The organism is Gluconacetobacter dulcium (genome assembly GCF_014174165.1).
Taxonomy (GTDB): domain Bacteria; phylum Pseudomonadota; class Alphaproteobacteria; order Acetobacterales; family Acetobacteraceae; genus Gluconacetobacter; species Gluconacetobacter dulcium.
The window spans coordinates 14,368-33,101 of record NZ_JABEQN010000012.1; the positions used below are offsets into that span (position 1 = coordinate 14,368).

An 18,734-nucleotide genomic window follows, 5' to 3' on the forward strand; every position below is an offset into this window, starting at 1 on the left:
GCCGGTATTGTCGAGATCCCGTTCCTCCGCCACGTCAGGCACGCTCCAGTTCGTCAATAAATCCGGCAATCACGTCCAGCCCCTTGCGCCAGAACCCGGGATCGGCCGCATCCAGCCCGAACGGCGCCAGCAATTCGCGATGCCGCATCGTGCCCCCCGCCCGCAACATGTCCAGATATTTGTCCTGGAACCCCGCATGGCCTGAGGTAAACACGCCATATAGCGCATTCACCAGGCAATCCCCGAATGCATACGCATAGACGTAGAACGGAGAATGAATGAAATGCGGGACATAGGTCCAATACACGTCATAATCCGGCGTAAAGTTGAAGGCCGGCCCCAGGCTTTCGGTCTGCACCTGCCGCCAGATAGCGCCGATCCGCTCGGGCAGCAATTCACCCGATTTCCGCTCGTCATGCACCAAGGTCTCGAACCGGTAGAACGCGATCTGGCGCACGACCGTATTCAGCATGTCCTCCACCTTGGCTGCCAGCATCAGCCGCCGCCGCTCCGGATCGGTCTCGGCATCCAGCAGCGCACGGAAGGTCAGCATCTCGCCGAATACGCTTGCCGTCTCGGCCAGCGTCAGCGGCGTGCCAGACATCAGATAACCATGCGGCGCCGCGAGCACCTGATGCACCCCATGGCCCAGTTCATGGGCCAGCGTCATCACGTCACGCGCACGGCCATGATAATTCAGCAGCAGATACGGATGGACCGACGGCACGGTCGGGTGCGCAAAGGCCCCCGACGCCTTGCCGGGCACCGGCTGCGCATCGATCCACGGATTGTCAAAGAAGCGCCGAGCCACCTCCCCCATACGCGGATCGAACCCTTCATAGGCCGCCAGCACCTGCCGCGTGGCTTCGTCCCATGGAATAATCCGTTCATCCGCCGCCGGCAGCGGGGCGTTGCGGTCCCAATGTTCCAGTTTTTCCAGCCCCAGCCAGCGCGCCTTCATCGCGTAATAGCGATGCGACAGGCGGGGATAGTCCTCGGTCACCGCCTGCACCAGCGCGTCGACGACCTCATCCTCGACCATGTTGCTGCGATTGCGGTAGGAACCGGGGCGCGGATAGTGCCGCAGCGAATCGATAATCGACTTGTCCTTGGCCAACGTATTGGTGACCAGTGAGAACAGCTTGATATTACCGCCGAACACGCTGCCGATCGCCTTCGCCGCCCGCTCGCGCACCGCGCGGTCCTGATCCGACAGCCGATTCAGCGCCTCGCCCACCGTCAACTCCCGCCCGTCCAGCGGAATGCGCAACCCGGCCATCGTCTCGTCGAACAGCCGGCTCCACGCCGAAGCCCCCGTCACCGATTTTTCGTGCAGGACCTGTTCGATCTCGTCGGACAATTGATGCGGTCGGAAAACCCGCAGATCCCGCAGGAACGGCCCCCACACCGCCAGCCCCGGATCAGTCAGACGCGCGGACAATTCCTCATCCCCGATCCGGTTCAACTCCAGGGTGAAGAACAGAAGATGGCTGGAAATATCCGTCAGCCGCTCATTGATCGATTGCGAAAACCGTCCGATTCCGGCATCGGACGAATCGCCGGCAAACAGCAATTGCGCGTAGGACGCTGCCCGCCCCAGCACCTCGTCGATCCGCTGATACTCCCCGATCGCCTCAGCCAGTCCGGCCGGTGTGACCTCGCCCAGCCGCCCCTTCCAGGCAGCGGAAAAAGCAGCGGCATCCGATTCTGCCTGTGCCAGATCGGTGCGCAGTACATCCGATTCGGGGCTTTCATACAGGTCCTGCAGATCCCAACGCGGCAGGTCCCCGACCGTCCGCACTGGCCCCCCGTCATCGGCCGCCTGTGCCGCAGGGAAGCCCGTCGGGCCAAAGACGAGAGTCGGATGTTGCATCGCTACGCTCCTCTATCGTCCCCGGCACGGTCATTCGAGGCGATCATGCCGCAACATCTAACAGACTGTTCCCCACATGTCGCCGTTAGTGACCGTAGCAATTTCCCGCCTCCACAACCATGCTAGACCATTTCTATCGATAGACACGCGAGGGGCGGTGAAAGGCCACGCACCATATATTCTCATAATGGGCTGCTGGCGGTTTTGTAAGCACGTAGATAAGATCGAGATGAAGGAACTGGATAGGGGGATATGACGAGACGGAAATTCAGCCGTGAGTCCTAGATCGAGGCTCCAAGACCGGTGAAGGATCTCGGGCGTGCTGATACCCTGACTACCCTGCATGGTAGCATCTGCTTTACCGGAGATCGGACAGATGCACGATTGGAACATATTCGTTTTTACAAATAAAAATAGTCTGATCTGAAGCGGTTTGGAAGATTCAGACCAGACCAATAAAATAAAAATCTAGCGAATGAAGCCCCTATACTAGAGCATCCATCGCATTGAGTTGCGCAATGGCATCTTCAGCAATGCGTGTCCGTTCCACAAGTATCTCCCTTATTTTAATTAATTCTTCATCACGGTCGGCAATATCCGACAGGAGTGCTTCGGAAACAGCCGTACGTTCAGCCAATTCGCGACGTACATTTTCCAAATGCTTGTCGCGTACAGATATAGCTTCCTGTAGTGCAGCTTTCATGGTGACCAACTCCGTCGTTCTAGCGAGAAGCTCGTTCCTGAGAGACAGCGCCTCCTGCCCGTTACCTGCAGGAGCCGTCGCATCACCGGGTCCCTGAAGGGACTCAGCGCGAATACTGTCAATTTCAAAGCGAACGAGATCCCGAACAAATCGTATCTGCGCCGCCTTGATCAGAGCCAGAGCCTCATTCCTTGCGGGAAGGAAAGGCGCTACGGCAAAGGTGATACGATGGGAGAATACAGCCTGCTTGCCATGCTTGTAATGAGCCATCAGGAAATAGGCAAAATACTCGATTCCATCTAGAAAGTCGAAATCGAATGGTTGCAGGTATTCCTCTACGGTCCTGCGGAACAGAAGTTCACCAGGAAGGATATCCGTCGCTTCCAGGAACAGGTACATATTTACCGGACCAAATCTGTTGAGCGTACGACGACCGTCCCGTTCCGCACTACTCCTGCCAGAATAGGCAATGACTGCATCAAGATTATTCTCAAGCTGACGTTTTAACGTCGTGACGTGATCGCGGTACCATATTTCGGTCGATCCGGTAAACATGAGGAAATCATGCTCAAACTCGCGACAGATGTCGTCAATCACGTTTCCCTGCGTGAGAATGGACGTACCCTGCTTGTTGATCATCTTGCGCGGCACTATGTCTATCTGAACGCCAGCCGCTTTTTTCTCACAATAGTATCGAATAAGGTGCTGGATACTTACGTCACAAGCGACAACCAGATGGATGTTCTGATAATCCTGCCGACGGACGTTCTCGATGATCCGCTCGAGCCTGACCTTCTGCCAGATATCGAAAAATCCTCCTTCGATCACATAGACAGCCAGAACCTTTTCGGATTCCGAGCGTGCATGCAGGTACTGTGAGACCAGCGCCTTACGCTCATCATGCTTGGCAAAGATCGCCTGCAGGCTGCCTTCAAGCGTAAATTTGGCGCGGAAAATAGCCTGTGCACGCTTGACGAGATCGATGGCCTCTTCCCGATGCGTCTGGATCCAATCAAACTTCTCCATGATCTGGCTGAAGGTACGGGTCGGATTGTTGACGTCATAATCGATAAAGAGTGCGGCGTCCTTGAAATGTTCGAGTACGAAGGGGTTGTCATCTGAAATGATCACCCCTCCCCCAACGCAAGCCTCATAGAGACGCGTGGTCGCCATTCCGGAGCGCCGATGATCGTTCGACGAAAGAACCAGCACCACACCGCACTTGTTGATCTCTTCAATAATTGAATGACCATCAAACGGAATCATCCCGCAATAGGACGTAAATCCCTCCCATGCATGGATGCCGCCCCAGGACGCGATACGTTCCGGGCCGAAAAATTTTATTTTCCCGGAGCGGTCAAGTAGCTTCAGCAGCCCTTCATGACGAGCGCCTGTGCCGTAAACAACCTTCTCCCAATTCATCCCACAGTAGAATAAAATCGGTTTGCGTAAGGAGGGTTCCATCATTGCAGAGGCACTGAATGAAGGAAAAAGTTCACTCATTCCATCAAGCGGCCGTGGCGTATCCCGCGTGATGCTGCGAAGATGATTCCTGATCCGTGTCGATCCGGTTGTCAGGTAGTCATCATAAGAGATGTAGCTATCCACGGCACGTGGGTACAGCGGGGTCCGCAAGGGAATTTCAGGCGGGTTCCACAGAGAAAAATAATAGAAGGTATCAAGTGTCTTGATGGTGTCATAATGGAGTGCAATCGCAAACGGGATTTCTTCGATTACAATGACATTACCAGTCAGTTGATATTCACGGTTCAACAGCCTGCCGTCACATGAGACGGGTACCGCCTGCACACCGATTTCCCGTGCTGCCTTGCATATCCGGACGATCAGTTCATTCTCAGCACTCAGACTACCGGGCCATGGCGATACTAGCGCAAAGCACCGCTCCTGATAGGGGGGCATGATCCGTTCATAGCGCTGTACGTTACCGATACCGCCAACATAATCGACATTGGCAAACTGCCGCCTGTCATCAACGGTAACGTTTTCGATGAACGACTTGAGCGGGCCGACACTCAACTCGCCAGGAATATCAAGCGGCAGTTCTTTCGTAGCCTTGGCATAATCTTCGACAAACTTCAGGATACCAGTCTTGATACGAGAAAGCTCGTCAAGGCGCGCCTTATCATTCCCGTTGTCTTCATCGCGGTAGACAGGCTCGAATTCATTGCCCGCCCGGCGCAGCTTCAGGATGCTCGGATGCAGCGCAGAGAACATCATCTCCAAAAGCGTAACGCCAAGATGTGTGTTGAGCACACTCTCCTGGGGGCGGCCCTGATCGAGTGCGTAACTCGCTAGCTGGCAATCAAATGTGTCGTATTCATGCGTTGCGTAATAGAGAGGGAGCGGATCAAACGTTTTATTTCCCAGCCGACAGATCGCACGCATATTTTTATACAGCGTGCCTTTCCACCCAAGATCGACAATTGCCAATGGTTCGGAAAAGAGACCCTGCCGATCAAAATATGCAAGAAGGTCAGCACGTTCCCGAGCACCCGCCGCCAGCAAGGTGTCCTCGTAATCTTCAAAGAATTCACGCACTTTCTCAAGCTGTTCGGCTGTTTTGACCGCAGCATCCTGTTCAGGGAAACGCTCCCTGAAGGCAAGGGCCAATTCGGGCTCGTCAAGGGCAAGCTGATGGAGGAAATCCTTAAAAGTCCAAGGAATATCGTAACGATCAAGGAGATGCTCACTAGCTATGAGATCGAGGAATGATTTATCGACACTCTTCAGCGCAGCAAGGAGAAAGCAACGCCTTGATGCATAAACGTAGCTTGTGCTGAAATCCGGATAAAGCGCGTCGAACGCTTCCTTGAAGATGTATCCATCCCTGGCCAGGAACGCGACATGGGAAATCTTATTCTCGTCGCACTGCTCACGGATCCATTGACAGAAGCCAGATGCGATTGGCCCCCCATATACGTATCCGAAGCGTTCCCAGTAATCTGGCTCCGGATTTTTCATCCGGTAATGTGCAACCAGCCCCTGGAAGAGAGAATTAACCGCCGAACCCGCAAACGGAGCTTGGGCAAGGGTCTGGAACAGGGTCTGTTCCGCTACGCCACCTAGGCGTTCAAGCGCGGGGACATAAAGATAGGCCTGCAGACCTGCGGCCTGCGGCATCACGAAATCTGAATGGTTATTATCGCCGATATGCAGGATTTTGTTTGCGGGCACCTGGGCATAATCGATAAGATCACGGAAAAGCAGACCGGTCGCTTTAGGGTGTAGGGTTACAGATGAGAGAAAAAGGCGCTCATAATTATCATATCCTGCATTTGACAGTATTGTTTTGATGACTGTTTCTGGCAAATACATATCGGAGGCTAGGACGATACGCTTTCCCTTCGAGAGAGCATAAGAATAGATATTGTACATCCAGTCATCACGATAGCAGGAAGCAATTTCCTGATCGATTTCGATCTGCTTGTACTTACGAAGGGCGGCTGGAAGCTGCTGGTAAATTTCGTCTAGCGTTACTTCATCACGCCCAGCAACCCGGGCCAGGCTACGCGCCCGCATTTCGGCGGTCTGCCGCTCTTCCCTGAATTTTGGAGCGCCACAGCTTTCTTCAATATGGGCGAACAGATCAACAGGATATTGGTATATACGCCAGACAAGGGTTTCAAATACATCAAAGGATACTACTTCGCTACGATCAATAAGATCAATTAAAGTACTCCAGTCTGTATCGTTTTTTTTTGTCATGCTCTTTTTCATACCTCTCCATGAAGTTTTTATAAAATTGACCAACCGATTCTGATTGCATACTCGTCAGGCGGCCCATGCATTCGTTCAGACAAGGTTAAATTTCTCCGAAATGAGGTCGATACCGCAGGCTGGGAAATAACCCCAACATCAATTTGGGCGGGAATATACATACACGTCATTAATTATGCGTTCAACCAGACCATATCCTGTTTGAATGCGTGCATTCAAGTAGGTGAAGATGCTCGTAAAAGCGATAAACTAGAGCATTTCAACCGAACCGGTTTTCGATGGAAATGCTCTAGTTAAATCTTGATGTGCGCATCATACGCTATAAGGATTGTACGTATCATATCAAATCGGTGCAGAGTTCCAAAGCGATATAAAATGGCGACTATGGGGCGGTCAGCGACCTGATCTGCTCCCGACAAACTGGGTCGTTTTTGGTTAGAGCCTAAATCAGAAAGCGGTTTGATTGATTTTTCGTAGAACTCTGCGGATATGAGCGATCATCAGCCACGCGTGGGATGAGGAGATTGTTGCCTCAAAATCCTTCGTGAGGCGGCAGCGTCCGAGCCATGCAAAGCTACGCTCCACGATCCAGCGTTGCGGCAGGACAACGAAGCCTTCGGCCCGATCGCTACGCTTGACGATCTCGATCGTCCATCGGCCGAGTTCAGCCAGCGCAGCACGCAACTTCTCACCGGAATATCCCCCGTCACCGATCAGATGGCGAAGCCAGGGGAACAAGGAGCGTATCCTGGCCGCTCCCAGCGGCGCACCGTCACGATCCTGAACGTCGGCGGGATGCACGACAGCCGCCACGACATGACCCAGCGTGTCGGTCGCGATATGCCGCTTGTGTCCCTTGATCTTCTTGCCCGCGTCATAACCGCGTGAGCCGCCATTTTCAGAGGTTTTAACTGACTGGCTGTCGATAATGCCCACCGAAGGTGTCGCGTCTCGTCCCTCCTGCTCACGCGACAGGATCACGAGAATATGGTTCATGGCCTCCCATCGTCCCTCGCGGATCCAGCGATAGAAATAGCCCTGTACGGTCCTGAAGGCGGGAAAGTTGACGTGGCAATTGCCGCCACTGGCAGCCCGTGGTGACGATATAGAGGATCGCCTCCATGACCCGGCGCAAATCCGTGCGTAGCGGTCTTCCCAGTCGCTTCCTCTCGGGCATCCGCGGCACAATAAGCGCCCACTCCGCATCGCGCAGGTCACTTGCATACTCAAGGTCGTCCCGGCGATACTGTGCGCGGGTGATTTCAGTCTAGGCCATCCTGATCTCATCAGGCTCTCGCAAAACCCATGAATCATAAGTCACTGAAATCACTCAACTCGTTTCCGGTGAGACACTTACCAAAAAAATTGCCTCCCTTTATAAAAAAGGAGCATTAATTTACTCTCGGGACCCTACAATCAAACACAATCTACCTTCTTACGGAAGAAAAATTCTCTGAGTACCAAGAATATGTTTCAAAAAGTGCACGATCCAATGAATACTCCTGAACGAACCCGGCGTTCTTCAACCTCTCGACAGAATATTCCCGAAGCATCTGTCCATTTGGCATGCTCGTATCCCAGTTTATTTTACCTTTGTATCCAGAGATACGTGCAAGAATGTCTACGACATCCCTGATGCGAACATATTGACCCGTGGCCAAGTTCACCGATCCACTGACATGGTCTGCAATTAGAAGCATCGCCGATGCAGCATCTCTCGAATAAAGAAAGTCACGCTGAGGCGAACCATCGCCCCATATCGTTACCTCAGTGCCATCACTGACCGCACGATGGAATTTCGAAATGAGAGACGGCAGAACATGGCCAAATTTTTCGTCGAACTTGTCATACGGTCCGAATAGATTGGTCGATATGCAGTAAGCATAGTCGAGACCATATTGCTCTTTGAAAGATTCAAGTTGCGCCAACATCGCACGTTTGGCATGCCCATAAGGAGCTTCGGATGAGTGCGGCGGCCCGAGCCAGATATCGTCTTCTGAAATGGGTAATGTGCATAAATCCGAATAGACAGCGGCCGTACCCATGGCAACGATTTTTCTTACGCCAACGAAATGTGCGGCTTCGATAACATTCGTATTGATACGTATATTATCTACATATGCTGCGGCTCGATTTTTCATGTTGCCCATTATACCCGACACACGAGCGGCAAGATGGAAAACGACTTTAGGCTTTACTTCCGAAAATATTTTATTGGTTGTGGCTTGATCTCGCAAATCACCATCAGATGACGTCAATGCTACAACATGATTATAATCTCTTGAATTTAATTCTCTTACCAAAGCACGACCGATAACTCCGCCGGCCCCACTAATCAATATCGTTTCATTTTTATCGAGCATTCTATTTCCCACGCTCCGCCACGACTTACAATGAGTGTCTTTAGCTTGATATTTTTAGCCATTTTTTACGATAAATCAATGCTCATATTTCCCATCGACCAGAGGTGACCCCATTCGCTCCTACAGATTTGCGGGTTGAATAAGCTATTGCCCGGTGTTGCTATGCCGCCAATTTCTCGTTGTCGCTGACCGACACCGTTGCCGGGGCTAACCCCGGCAACGGTGTCGGAGCAAACCCATGATACGCCTCATCGAGCATACGTCCAGCGAGAGCCGAGTGCGGGCGCGGTGAATTATAATGACCAATAAGATTGGGTTAGAGTTCTTGCACAAGACTCAGTGCTACGATAAATGATAGACCCTTGAAGAAAATTATTATTTTAACGTTGAGGCCCAGCAGAATGTCTTCTGAAGATCAACATAATTCTCGCACTTTGGCAATTGTTCTCACTTGGGTAGATATTAAGAACGCCGAATATGAAGTCGTCCAGAGAATTCGGCGCGCCGCACGCAATATCGGCGTCGAGACGATTATCGTTGATAATGATGGATATAAGGTTTGGTCGAGCACTGAGGGAAAGACCGGTTCCAACGTCAGGATTACTCAAGAAGATTGCGATTTCGTCATCTCGCTGCATTTTGAATCGCCCAAACTTTATGATATTTTTTCCTACGCGACCCTTTGGAACCCGCCAGATTTTTTTGTCGGGCCGGGCTACGTTCGAACGACATGCTCGCTCGCGAGCCACGATGCGGCGCTATCTTGCCATTCGACGACGGCAGACGATCATGCACGCAATATTTTTGCCGGTTTTGGGCGTCCATTAGAAGAAACATTGCCTACACTCTTCCATAGTGTTCCGGATTTTCATTTTGAGCCGTCTGTGAGCGAGACGTCGCGTCTATTCTATGTCGGCATTAATTGGGAACGGATTACTGGTGAACGTGGCCGTCACCATGACCTTCTTGCATTGCTTGATGCGGAAGATCTGATCGATATCTATGGCCCTAAGGTCTTTCTAAATGCTGAGCCCTGGCGAGGATTTAAATGCTACAGAGACGAAATCCCCTTTGACGGGGAGAGCGTCGTCAAACGTGTTCATAGTTCCGGAATTTGTCTCGCGTTATCGTCAAAATCTCATCAGCAATCCGGCATCATGAGCAACCGGTTGTTCGAAGGGTTGGCGGCCGGGGCCGTGATCATTGCCAATCCCAACCCTTTTATCGATCGATATTTTGCAGACTGTGTTTATATTATTGACGATACGCAAGCGCCAAAGGCGCTTGCCGATCAGGTTAGGGATTTAGTGCTGGCGATCCGTAAGGATCCTGCGAGTGCGCGAGCGCGTGCACTCACGGCTCAGCGCCGTTTCAGGGAAATGTTCACACTGGAACGGTGTCTCACTGACATCATTGCCCAGCATGACAAGCGTATCGCGCAACTGCACGAGCGAAATAGCATCCCGGACCAAGAAATCACTGTTCTTGTCGAATATACGGGTCTCGAATTTTCCTTGCTGATGGGAATGATCAACCTCGTTAGTCAGCAGAAAAGATGCCAGATTGATTTGATTATCGTTTGTGACAAGCGCCTTGAAGAGCGTTTTACACCTGACTTTCGTCGCAAGAAGCTTTATTTTTTCCGATCTGTTCGGATCTATTCTGATAATCTTTCTTCTGCCGGCGAGCAATTCGACATCGAACCGCAGCGACGGAACAGAACCGGCCCGTTAATGTTGCGAGCGTTATCCGACATCCAGACGCCATTCTTTTGTTTTATTCACCCGGATGATCTGTGGTTCCATGACCATGTGGTCTCGCTCGCCGAGGTCCTAGAAGCGTCCCCAGAGAGCAGTTTTGCATGCTCCGGCAAGATCGTCGAGGATATGCAGATCGACGAAATCGCGAAACGGCATCTTGAGGAACTGCGGTTCGATCGTCTCGCTGATATAGTGCATTGTGCGCTTCCTCGTGAGATAGGTCGTTTCCTCTATCGCACCTCGTTGCTCGACAATATGTCGAAACCGCTAGTGTCTTTGCTGGACAGCTTTCATAGTCGCTATTTAAACGTCGAAGCGCTCTTGCGTGGCTCGCTGGCTCAGACCTGTCGCGCGACATACGTCCATCTCCGGTGGCAGATGGAACATATCGACCTCGTTTTTCCTGAGGTAGAACAGGCATCTTTCGTGCTGGATGCCTATCGCGGCAACGAACGCTGGATCGAACGGTCGGCCGAACTTCGGCTTGCGACTGAGGCGACGAACTCGCTGGCCTTGACGAAGATGCCCAAAGAGATTGGCTTTATCTACGATTTGTCGCACAACAGCGAAGGCCTCTCACTTCTGAAGGGTGGCTTCTCGTCGCCGGAGAACAGCGGTGTGTGGATAGACGGTCGCTATGCTCGTCTTGAGTTCCTGATGGACGAGCCTGTGGGCGGTCATGATCTCTACTTGTTGGCTAACGGGCGAGTGTCCAGAGACGGCGTTTTGCAGACTGTCTCTGTAATGATCAATGGTCGGAGTTGTGGCACTCACACGGTTGGTAGTGTACCACGAGACATGTGGTTTCCAATCCCGGATACTGTGAATCCCGTAGCACGACGTATTTCTGTTAGTGTGACGCTTCATCATGCTGAGCAGGTAATGAACGAGACTGGCGACGTTGTTTTGGACCCGCGCCATCTCGGATTGTTTATTATAGCGGTTGGTATCGTTCCGCATGAAGATGCTCCGGAAGATCAGATTCAGCTACCAACTCAATTGGAGCGGGCGGCAACCTCGGAGGGATTTTCTGAGCATGCATTGAGGAAAGGACCAGCAGAAATAGGTGTCCTTCATGAATTATCCATAAATAGCGATGGCCTCGTCTTCTTGAGAGGAGGCTTTTCGTTTCCAGAAAATGATTTTGTCTGGATGAACGGGCGTTATGCTCGGATGGAGTTTCTGGTGGACGAGCCCGTGGGTGGATGCGATCTCTACCTGCTGGCTTGCGGACGGGCGTCCCGAGACGGTGCGTCACAGAGCATTTCGGTAGCGGTTAACGGTCTGCGATGTGGCAATCAGATGGTCGGCGAAGCGCTACAGGATCTCCGGTTCCCAATTCCACGCTCTTTGAGCTCGAAGGCGCGGCGCATCTCTGTCAGTCTGACGCTTCATCACGCTGAACAGGTAATGAACGAGGCTGGAGAGACGCTAGATCATCGCCATCTCGGGTTGTACGTCGCGGCAGTTGGCATTCTTCCGTGTGAAGACTTGGTGGCTATCGATGAGGCGACCGCAATGCCCGACACCGATGATGCTTTTTCGGATTCAGTTGAAACGTCACTCCATTCTCATAAATTCGTCAAGCCGGTAGTCAATCTTCTTGATGAGTGAACACCGGAGACATCAGAGAAAGGACAATGTCCAGGTCCTGTTAGATCTTGATCCAATGGACTGGCACGCGCTGTCGAATGTCTGTGCCCCATGGACATTGGAAAACCACGACGTTCATCGGCGGACTGCGCCTGTCCGGAATGACCGCGCCAATGATGCTGGACGGCCCAATGACTGGTGAATGGTTCGCCGCCGACGCCCACAAGGTACTCGCTCCAACGCTGTTGCCGGGAGACGTCGTCATTGCGGATAACCTTCCGGCACACAAGAGTGCTGAAGCGAGGGAGGCTGTAGAGGCAGTCGGTGCCTGCCTGCTGTTCCTGCCGCCTTACAGTCCCGACTTCAACCCTGTCGAGAACATCTTCGCCAAGGTGCAGGCATGGATCAGACGAGTGGCGCCCCGAACCATCGATGCACTCCAGGACGCGGCGTGCGGCGCAATCGACGATGTCTTTCATAGCCAAGCCGCCGCCTGCTTCACCGCAGCAGGGTATGAACCAGATTGATCGGATTATGCTCTAGATGCCTTCATGGAACTCTCCTCGTCCCGCTTACGGGATCTTACATGGAAAATTCCAACTCAAATTGGCCGGGTTTTCGGGGAGCACGTCAGACTGCCGAAGTTCTGATAAATTGCCTCATGGCCTGAATACGAATTCGCGTTTGTTCTCAACCGATATTGGCGACGCCAGCCGATTAATGCAGATCGGGAAGTATTATCCTCACCGCATTTAATTTTTTCGATCTCTGACTGTCTGACTTGGCGTCGTTGACGGAAAAAATTAAAGAGCGTGACCTCGGAAGTAGGAAGGCGAACCGCCGCAAAATGTGATGCATCGACGAGATTACTGCCCGCCCCTTCCCTGTTGCAACCAGTGAAACTACCAAGCAATACTCATAATATCTATCGATCAAGCGAACGCTTGCAGATCTCCGCCCGTTGCAGATCGGCCTCGACCATTTCCGAGATGATGTTCTCCAGTGAGATCTGCGGCTCCCAACCGATTTTTTCCTTGGCTTTTGCAGGATTGCCAAGAAGCACATCAACTTCAGCGGGGCGATAAAAAGCCGGATCGATGATCAGGTAGTCTTCCATTTTCAGTCCGACATGGGCAAATGCGATGCGACACATATCACGAACAGTCGTCGTAACGCCTGTCGCAATCACGTAATCGTCAGCCTTGTCCTGCTGCAACATCATCCACATCGCGCGCACATAATCACGCGCATGACCCCAATCACGCTGCGCGTCAATGTTGCCCAGACGAAGCTCGGTAGCTAACCCCACCTTAATCTCAGCAACAGTTTTTGTGACTTTTCGTGTTACGAATTCTGCTCCGCGAAGGGGGCTCTCATGGTTGAAAAGTATCCCTGAAGAAGCATGCAGGCCAAAGCTTTCGCGATAATTCACGGTAATCCAATGGCCATACAGTTTTGAAACCGCATAGGGCGATCGCGGATAAAAAGGCGTTGTCTCAGACTGCATCGGTTCTTGTATGAGACCATAAATCTCTGACGATGACGCCTGATAAAAATGGGCATCCGGCTTAATAATACGAATCGCTTCAAGAATGTTCGTTACGCCGACGGCAGTGATATTGGCCGTCAATAACGGTTGCTGCCATGATGTGGGAACGAATGACTGAGCCGCAAGATTATACACCTCATCCGGCTGAACATCTTGCATGATGCGAATTAAGCTCGAGACATCAGCCAGATTGCCATCAACCAAGTTTACCTTATCGGCAATACCCAGCCAACGCAGACGATGGTCATCCACCGATCTATGAGACGACCTGCGTACGACACCAAAGACTTCGTAATCTTTTTCGATCAAAAATTGAGAAAGATAGGCACCGTCTTGCCCGGTAATGCCGGTGATTAATGCACGTCTCGTCACTGTAGCGCTTACCTCTACTTAATTCTAATAAATTATGCCATATCACAACCATCACTTATCAACAAGGAACACACATAAGTCGTCGATGCTGAAAATGAAAAAAAGAATCTAGACAATTTTTTTGGTTTCGGCAACGCGTTCGATAGAGGTGAAAAGGTGGCCCCATTCGTTCGGACAGATTTGCGGGTTCCGCCTCTGGTCACGCCCAAGCGAACAGAGGCATCCTGCAAAAAATCCCGTTCCACCAAAAGCTGGCCGATTTTCGCGTGAAGCTTCTCGACCTCGGCTGCGCTCGTCGCAGGTTCCGCAACGGCCTTGCCCGAAAAGGTCGCAGTCATGCCCTCAATCGTCTGGCGCTTCCACTGGGCAATGATCGTCTGATGCACACCGTGCCTCGACGCCAGTTCCGATAACTTCTGCTCGCCACGGATCGCCTCAAGAGCCACTTCCAGGCCGGGGATAACTTTATCACCCTGTCCAAAAAACGGGGCCACCTCTCATTGCTCATGGCAGGCGGTCCTCCGCAGCTTTCCTGGCTGTGCTACGGGTTGAGACCGCGCACAAAAATGGAAGCATTTGATGACACACTACACATTCTGGGCGTTCGGGCGTCGGGCATGAGCGGAACGAGGCCAGAGGGCAGTCTGGGCAAGCGTGGCTGGTCACCTGTTGTCATCCTGCTGCTCGGTGTCGCGGGTATGCTCGATTTCATCGATCGGTTCGTGTTCTCAACGGCAAATGATGCGATCAAGCACGATCTGCATCTATCGGATGCCACGGTGGGGCTGCTGGGAGGGACCGCCTTCGCATTGCTCTACGGCGTGATGATCCTGCCGTTCGCGCTGCTTTCCGATCGAGGGTTTGCCGCGCGCATGGCGTCGTTCGGCATTGCGCTGTGGAGTGCCGCAACCGCCCTGATGGGGCGCACACATGGCATCGCCAGCATGGCGGCCGCCCGCGTGTGCGTGGGGCTAGGGCAGGCTGCATTCTCGCCCTCATCTGCCGCATTGAATGCGGCTTATTCGACTGCCGAGAAGCGCAGCACGTCGTTTTCGATTGCCTATGGGATATCCTATCTTGGATACATCATCGGGCTGGCAGGGGGCGGCTGGCTGGTGGAGCATGTCGGCTGGCGCATGACATTTACGGCAGTCGGGCTGGCAGGGATTCCGGTTGCGATCCTGATGGTTCTTTTCGTCCGCGAACCGCGCCTGCCGCATGTCGCGCGAAATGCGGAATCGTGGCGCGCATTGCTCGCCAACCGGCCGTTGCGCGACCTGCTGCTGTATGGTGTCACCAGTCAGGTCGTGACCTACGGCGTCACCTTGTGGGGCGTTTCCTTCTATATGCGGTCATTTGGCCTGTCATCTGGCCAGGCTGGCGCATGGTTCGGCATCGGTATCGGGATCGCAAGCGTGGTCGGGACGTTTCTCGGCGGCCCGATTGCCGACCGCGTGGCATCACGCTTCGGTTTTCGTGGAGCGATGCGGTTTGCTTTCTGGTCCTATCTCATTGCCCAACCGTTTCAGGTCATCCAGGTGCTGACGCATTCACTTGATCTGTCGCTGACGATGCTGGTGCTGACATCGACGCTTTCGGCCCTGTGCACCGGGCCGATTTACGGGGCGATCCCCAGCGTGGTTCCGGCGCATCGCCGGGCAGCCGCAGTGGGGATGTACGCGCTACCGGCCAATGCGATCGGCATCGGGCTTGGCCCGCCGCTCTTCGGATGGATCAGCGATATGCTGACACCGCATTTCGGTGCCGATGCCCTGCGCATGTCGCTGCTGGTGGCCGCCATTCTCAGTTTCTGGCCGGTGGTGCATCTCTTCCTGTTACAACGCCGGTTCGGGAAATAGCCGATCTACGCACCCTTCGTCGGTCAGGCGGGAAGACTACTGGGCCTGGGCAGCGCGGGTCATGGTCTGACGGATTAGCCCGTCCACTGGCCGGCCCGCCATGGTCAGGGCTACGGCTTCGGCCACGCGGATGCCGTCGATGGCCGCCGACAGGATGCCACCGGCATAGCCCGCCCCCTCGCCCGCCGGATACAGGCCGGCGACGTTGGTGCATTGCCCGTCCGGGCCGCGCGGGATGCGCAGTGGCGAGGATGTGCGGGTTTCCACGCCCGTCAGCACCGCGTCCGCCATGTCGAACCCGTCAAGCTGTCCGCCGAATGCGGCCAGTGCCTCACGCATCGCCAGCACCACGAAATCCGGCAGGCAGATGGCGAGGTCGGTCGGCGTGACGCCGGGGCGATAACTGGGCTCGACAGTGCCGAGATGGGTGGAGGGTCGGCCGGCGAGAAAGTCGCCTACACGCTGCGCGGGTGCGCGGTAGTCGCCCCCGCCCGCGAGAAATGCCTGACGCTCCCAATGCCGCTGGAAGGCGATGCCGGCCAGCGGGCCGCCGGGGTAGTCGGCCTCGGGCGTCACACCGACCACGATCCCGGCATTGGCGTTGCGCTCGGCGCGGGAATACTGGCTCATGCCGTTGGTGACCACGCGCCCTTCCTCCGAGGTCGCGGCCACCACCGTGCCGCCGGGGCACATGCAGAAGGAATAGACCGCGCGCCCATTGGAGGCGTGATGCACCAGCCGGTAATCCGCCGCCCCCAGCAGCGGATTGCCCGCTTGCGCGCCGAACCGTGCTGCGTCGATCACCGACTGCGGATGTTCGATCCGCACGCCGATTGAAAAGGGCTTGGCCTCCATCGCCACGCCGTGGCCATGCAGCATCGTGAACGTATCGCGCGCACTGTGGCCGACCGCGAGCACGACATGATCGGCCGCGATCTCCTCGCCATCGGCCAGGCGCAGCCCCGCGACCCGTCGCGCGCCCGTTTCATCGGTGGCCAGCAGGATATCCTCGACGCGGGTATCGAACTGGTAGGTGCCGCCCAGCGCCTCGATCTCGGCGCGGATATGCTCGACCATCGACACGAGGCGAAAGGTGCCGATATGCGGCTTGGAGAGATACAGGATCTCTTCCGGGGCACCCGCCTTGACGAATTCATGCAGCACCTTGCGCCCGTAATGGCGCGGATCGCTGACCTGGCTGTATAGTTTGCCGTCGGAGAACGTGCCGGCACCGCCCTCGCCGAACTGCACGTTGCTCTCGGGCGTCAGCACCGATTTACGCCACAGCGCGAAGGTGTCGACGGTGCGCTCGCGCACCACCTTGCCCCGTTCCAGGATCAGCGGGCGCAGGCCCATCTGTGCCAGCAGAAGACCGGCCAGCAGGCCGCACGGCCCTGCCCCGATCACCACCGGGCGGCGATAACCCGGCCGGTCGGCAAAATCCGGGCCGTCGCGCAGGACGAAATGATATTCGGTGTCGGGCGCGACGCCGACATGCGGCGTGCCGGACAGCCGCGCCAGGACGACGTCCTCGTTCCGTACCGCGCAATCGACCGTATAGACCAGCGTGATCGCCGCTCGTCGCCGCGCGTCGTAACCGCGCCGGAAGATCGTATGGTTCAGCAGGTCTTCGCCCGCGATACCCAGCCGGCGCACGATTTCCGCCACCAGCGCGTCGGGCTGATGGTCGAGAGGAAGCCTGATTTCGGTCAATCGGATCATGCGGGGCGGAGCATCCGTTTGCGGGATTACGGGAGTGTACAAAGGCAGCCGGAGCGACCGGCAACCATGCGCCGTGCCTTATCACGACCGGTTGCCATGACGAAAGAACGCGGGACTGGCCCCCGGCGCAATGCTTCTGATAGAGAGAGCCGCCGTTCGAGGAGAATCCGCATCCATGGCCCATTCGCACGATTCCTCATCCGCGCACGAGCATACCGGGCCGAACGGGGCGCACGCCTGCAACCATGACCATGACCATGACCATGACCATGACCATGACCATGACCATGACCATCATGGACATCACGGACATGGGCATGTCCATGCGCCCACGTCGTTCGGCGCCGCTTTCGCCTGGGGGATCGGGCTCAACCTGGTCTACGTGATCGCCGAGGCCGCCTGGGGCGTCAGTTCTCACGCGCTGGCCTTGCTGGCCGATGCGGGGCACAACCTCTCCGATGTGCTGGCACTGGCGGCGGCGTGGCTGGCGCATACGCTGTCGAAGCGCGCGCCCAGTGCCGAATTTACCTATGGGCTGCGGCGGTCCTCGATCCTCGCGGCACTGGGCAATGCCGTGGCGCTGCTGCTGGTGACCGGCGGCATCGTCTGGGAATCGATCCTGCGCCTGATCGAACCCGCGGCCGTTCCGGGCGGCACGATCATGGCCGTGGCGGCGGGAGGAATCGTGGTCAATGGTGCCACGACGCTGCTGTTCGCCCATGGCGGCGACGACCTGAACATTCGCGGTGCCTTCCTGCATATGCTGGCCGATACGGTGATGTCGGCCGGTGTCGTGGTCGCGGGGGCGGTCATCTACTATACCGGCTGGGTCCGACTGGACCCGATCGTGGGCCTGGCACTGTCCTGCGCCATCGTCGCCGGCACCTGGTCTCTGCTGCGCGATTCGCTGGACATGGCGCTGGACCGCGTGCCCCGCAGCATCGACCGCACGGGCGTGGAAGCCTATCTGCGCGCCTTGCCGGGCGTGGAGGACCTGCACGACCTGCATATCTGGCCGATCAGCACCACCGAAACCGCACTGACCGTGCATCTGGTCTGCGCCGTCCCGGCCGACGACACGCTGCTGAGCGATGCGACCGAGACGCTGCGCACCCGCTTCAGCATCGGTCACCCGACCTTTCAGATCGAAACCCAGTCCTACGCCACCCGCTGCGTGCTGGCCGACGCAAGCGTACCCTGAC

9 protein-coding genes and 2 pseudogenes are annotated in these 18,734 nt (G+C 55.1%); 4 read left to right on the plus strand and 7 right to left on the minus strand.

Translation table 11 applies throughout. The annotated features are described in order from the left end of the window. Positions 1–34: 34 nt before the first annotated feature. From HLH25_RS10735 to HLH25_RS10750, 4 genes are all read right to left on the minus strand, one after another. Complete coding sequence (locus HLH25_RS10735; RefSeq protein ID WP_182974067.1) at positions 35–1,873, minus strand: M3 family oligoendopeptidase; 1,839 nt, start codon at positions 1,871–1,873, stop codon at positions 35–37. A 484-nt stretch (positions 1,874–2,357) separates the two neighbouring features. Beyond that, the gene (locus HLH25_RS10740; protein ID WP_220791781.1) at positions 2,358–6,302 is read right to left on the minus strand and encodes a hypothetical protein; all 3,945 of its coding nucleotides are present in this window, start codon (positions 6,300–6,302) and stop codon (positions 2,358–2,360) included. 459 nt (positions 6,303–6,761) lie between these two features. After that, positions 6,762–7,575 (minus strand): IS5 family transposase gene (locus HLH25_RS10745; RefSeq protein ID WP_182974148.1). Its coding sequence is split into 2 segments (ribosomal slippage): positions 6,762–7,379 and positions 7,381–7,575, totalling 813 coding nucleotides; the frame shifts between segments, so codons are not numbered across the junction. A gap of 166 nt (positions 7,576–7,741) precedes the next feature. Next, on the minus strand, positions 7,742–8,677 hold the full coding sequence (locus tag HLH25_RS10750) for a GDP-L-fucose synthase family protein (RefSeq protein ID WP_182974069.1): 936 nt from the start codon (positions 8,675–8,677) through the stop codon (positions 7,742–7,744). Positions 8,678–9,039: 362 nt separating this feature from the next. Here HLH25_RS10750 and HLH25_RS10755 point away from each other — a divergent pair, with 362 nt between their 5' ends. Further along, positions 9,040–12,051, plus strand: coding sequence for a glycosyltransferase family protein (locus tag HLH25_RS10755; RefSeq protein ID WP_182974070.1), 3,012 nt, complete (start codon positions 9,040–9,042; stop codon positions 12,049–12,051). 62 nt (positions 12,052–12,113) lie between these two features. Further along, a pseudogene (locus HLH25_RS10760) lies at positions 12,114–12,456 on the plus strand (transposase); the annotation flags it as partial. A gap of 499 nt (positions 12,457–12,955) precedes the next feature. Here HLH25_RS10760 and gmd read toward each other — a convergent pair. Both gmd and HLH25_RS10770 read right to left on the minus strand, forming a co-directional pair. Further along, the gene (gene gmd / locus HLH25_RS10765) at positions 12,956–13,951 is read right to left on the minus strand and encodes a GDP-mannose 4,6-dehydratase (protein WP_182974072.1); all 996 of its coding nucleotides are present in this window, start codon (positions 13,949–13,951) and stop codon (positions 12,956–12,958) included. A 189-nt stretch (positions 13,952–14,140) separates the two neighbouring features. Continuing rightward, positions 14,141–14,445, minus strand: a pseudogene (locus tag HLH25_RS10770) (transposase); the annotation flags it as partial. 123 nt (positions 14,446–14,568) lie between these two features. Here HLH25_RS10770 and HLH25_RS10775 point away from each other — a divergent pair. After that, entirely contained in the window at positions 14,569–15,810 is a 1,242-nt protein-coding gene (locus tag HLH25_RS10775; RefSeq protein WP_246402021.1) for an MFS transporter, read from the plus strand. 36 nt (positions 15,811–15,846) lie between these two features. On the opposite strand, the gene HLH25_RS10780 is transcribed toward HLH25_RS10775, so the two are convergent. Next, positions 15,847–17,532, minus strand: a complete 1,686-nt coding sequence (locus tag HLH25_RS10780) for an NAD(P)/FAD-dependent oxidoreductase (RefSeq protein WP_182974074.1) — start codon at positions 17,530–17,532, stop codon at positions 15,847–15,849. Between the two features lie 130 nt (positions 17,533–17,662). Between HLH25_RS10780 and HLH25_RS10785 the strand changes: the two genes are divergently transcribed. Further along, positions 17,663–18,733, plus strand: coding sequence for a cation diffusion facilitator family transporter (locus HLH25_RS10785; RefSeq protein WP_182974075.1), 1,071 nt, complete (start codon positions 17,663–17,665; stop codon positions 18,731–18,733). Position 18,734: the final 1 nt, after the last annotated feature.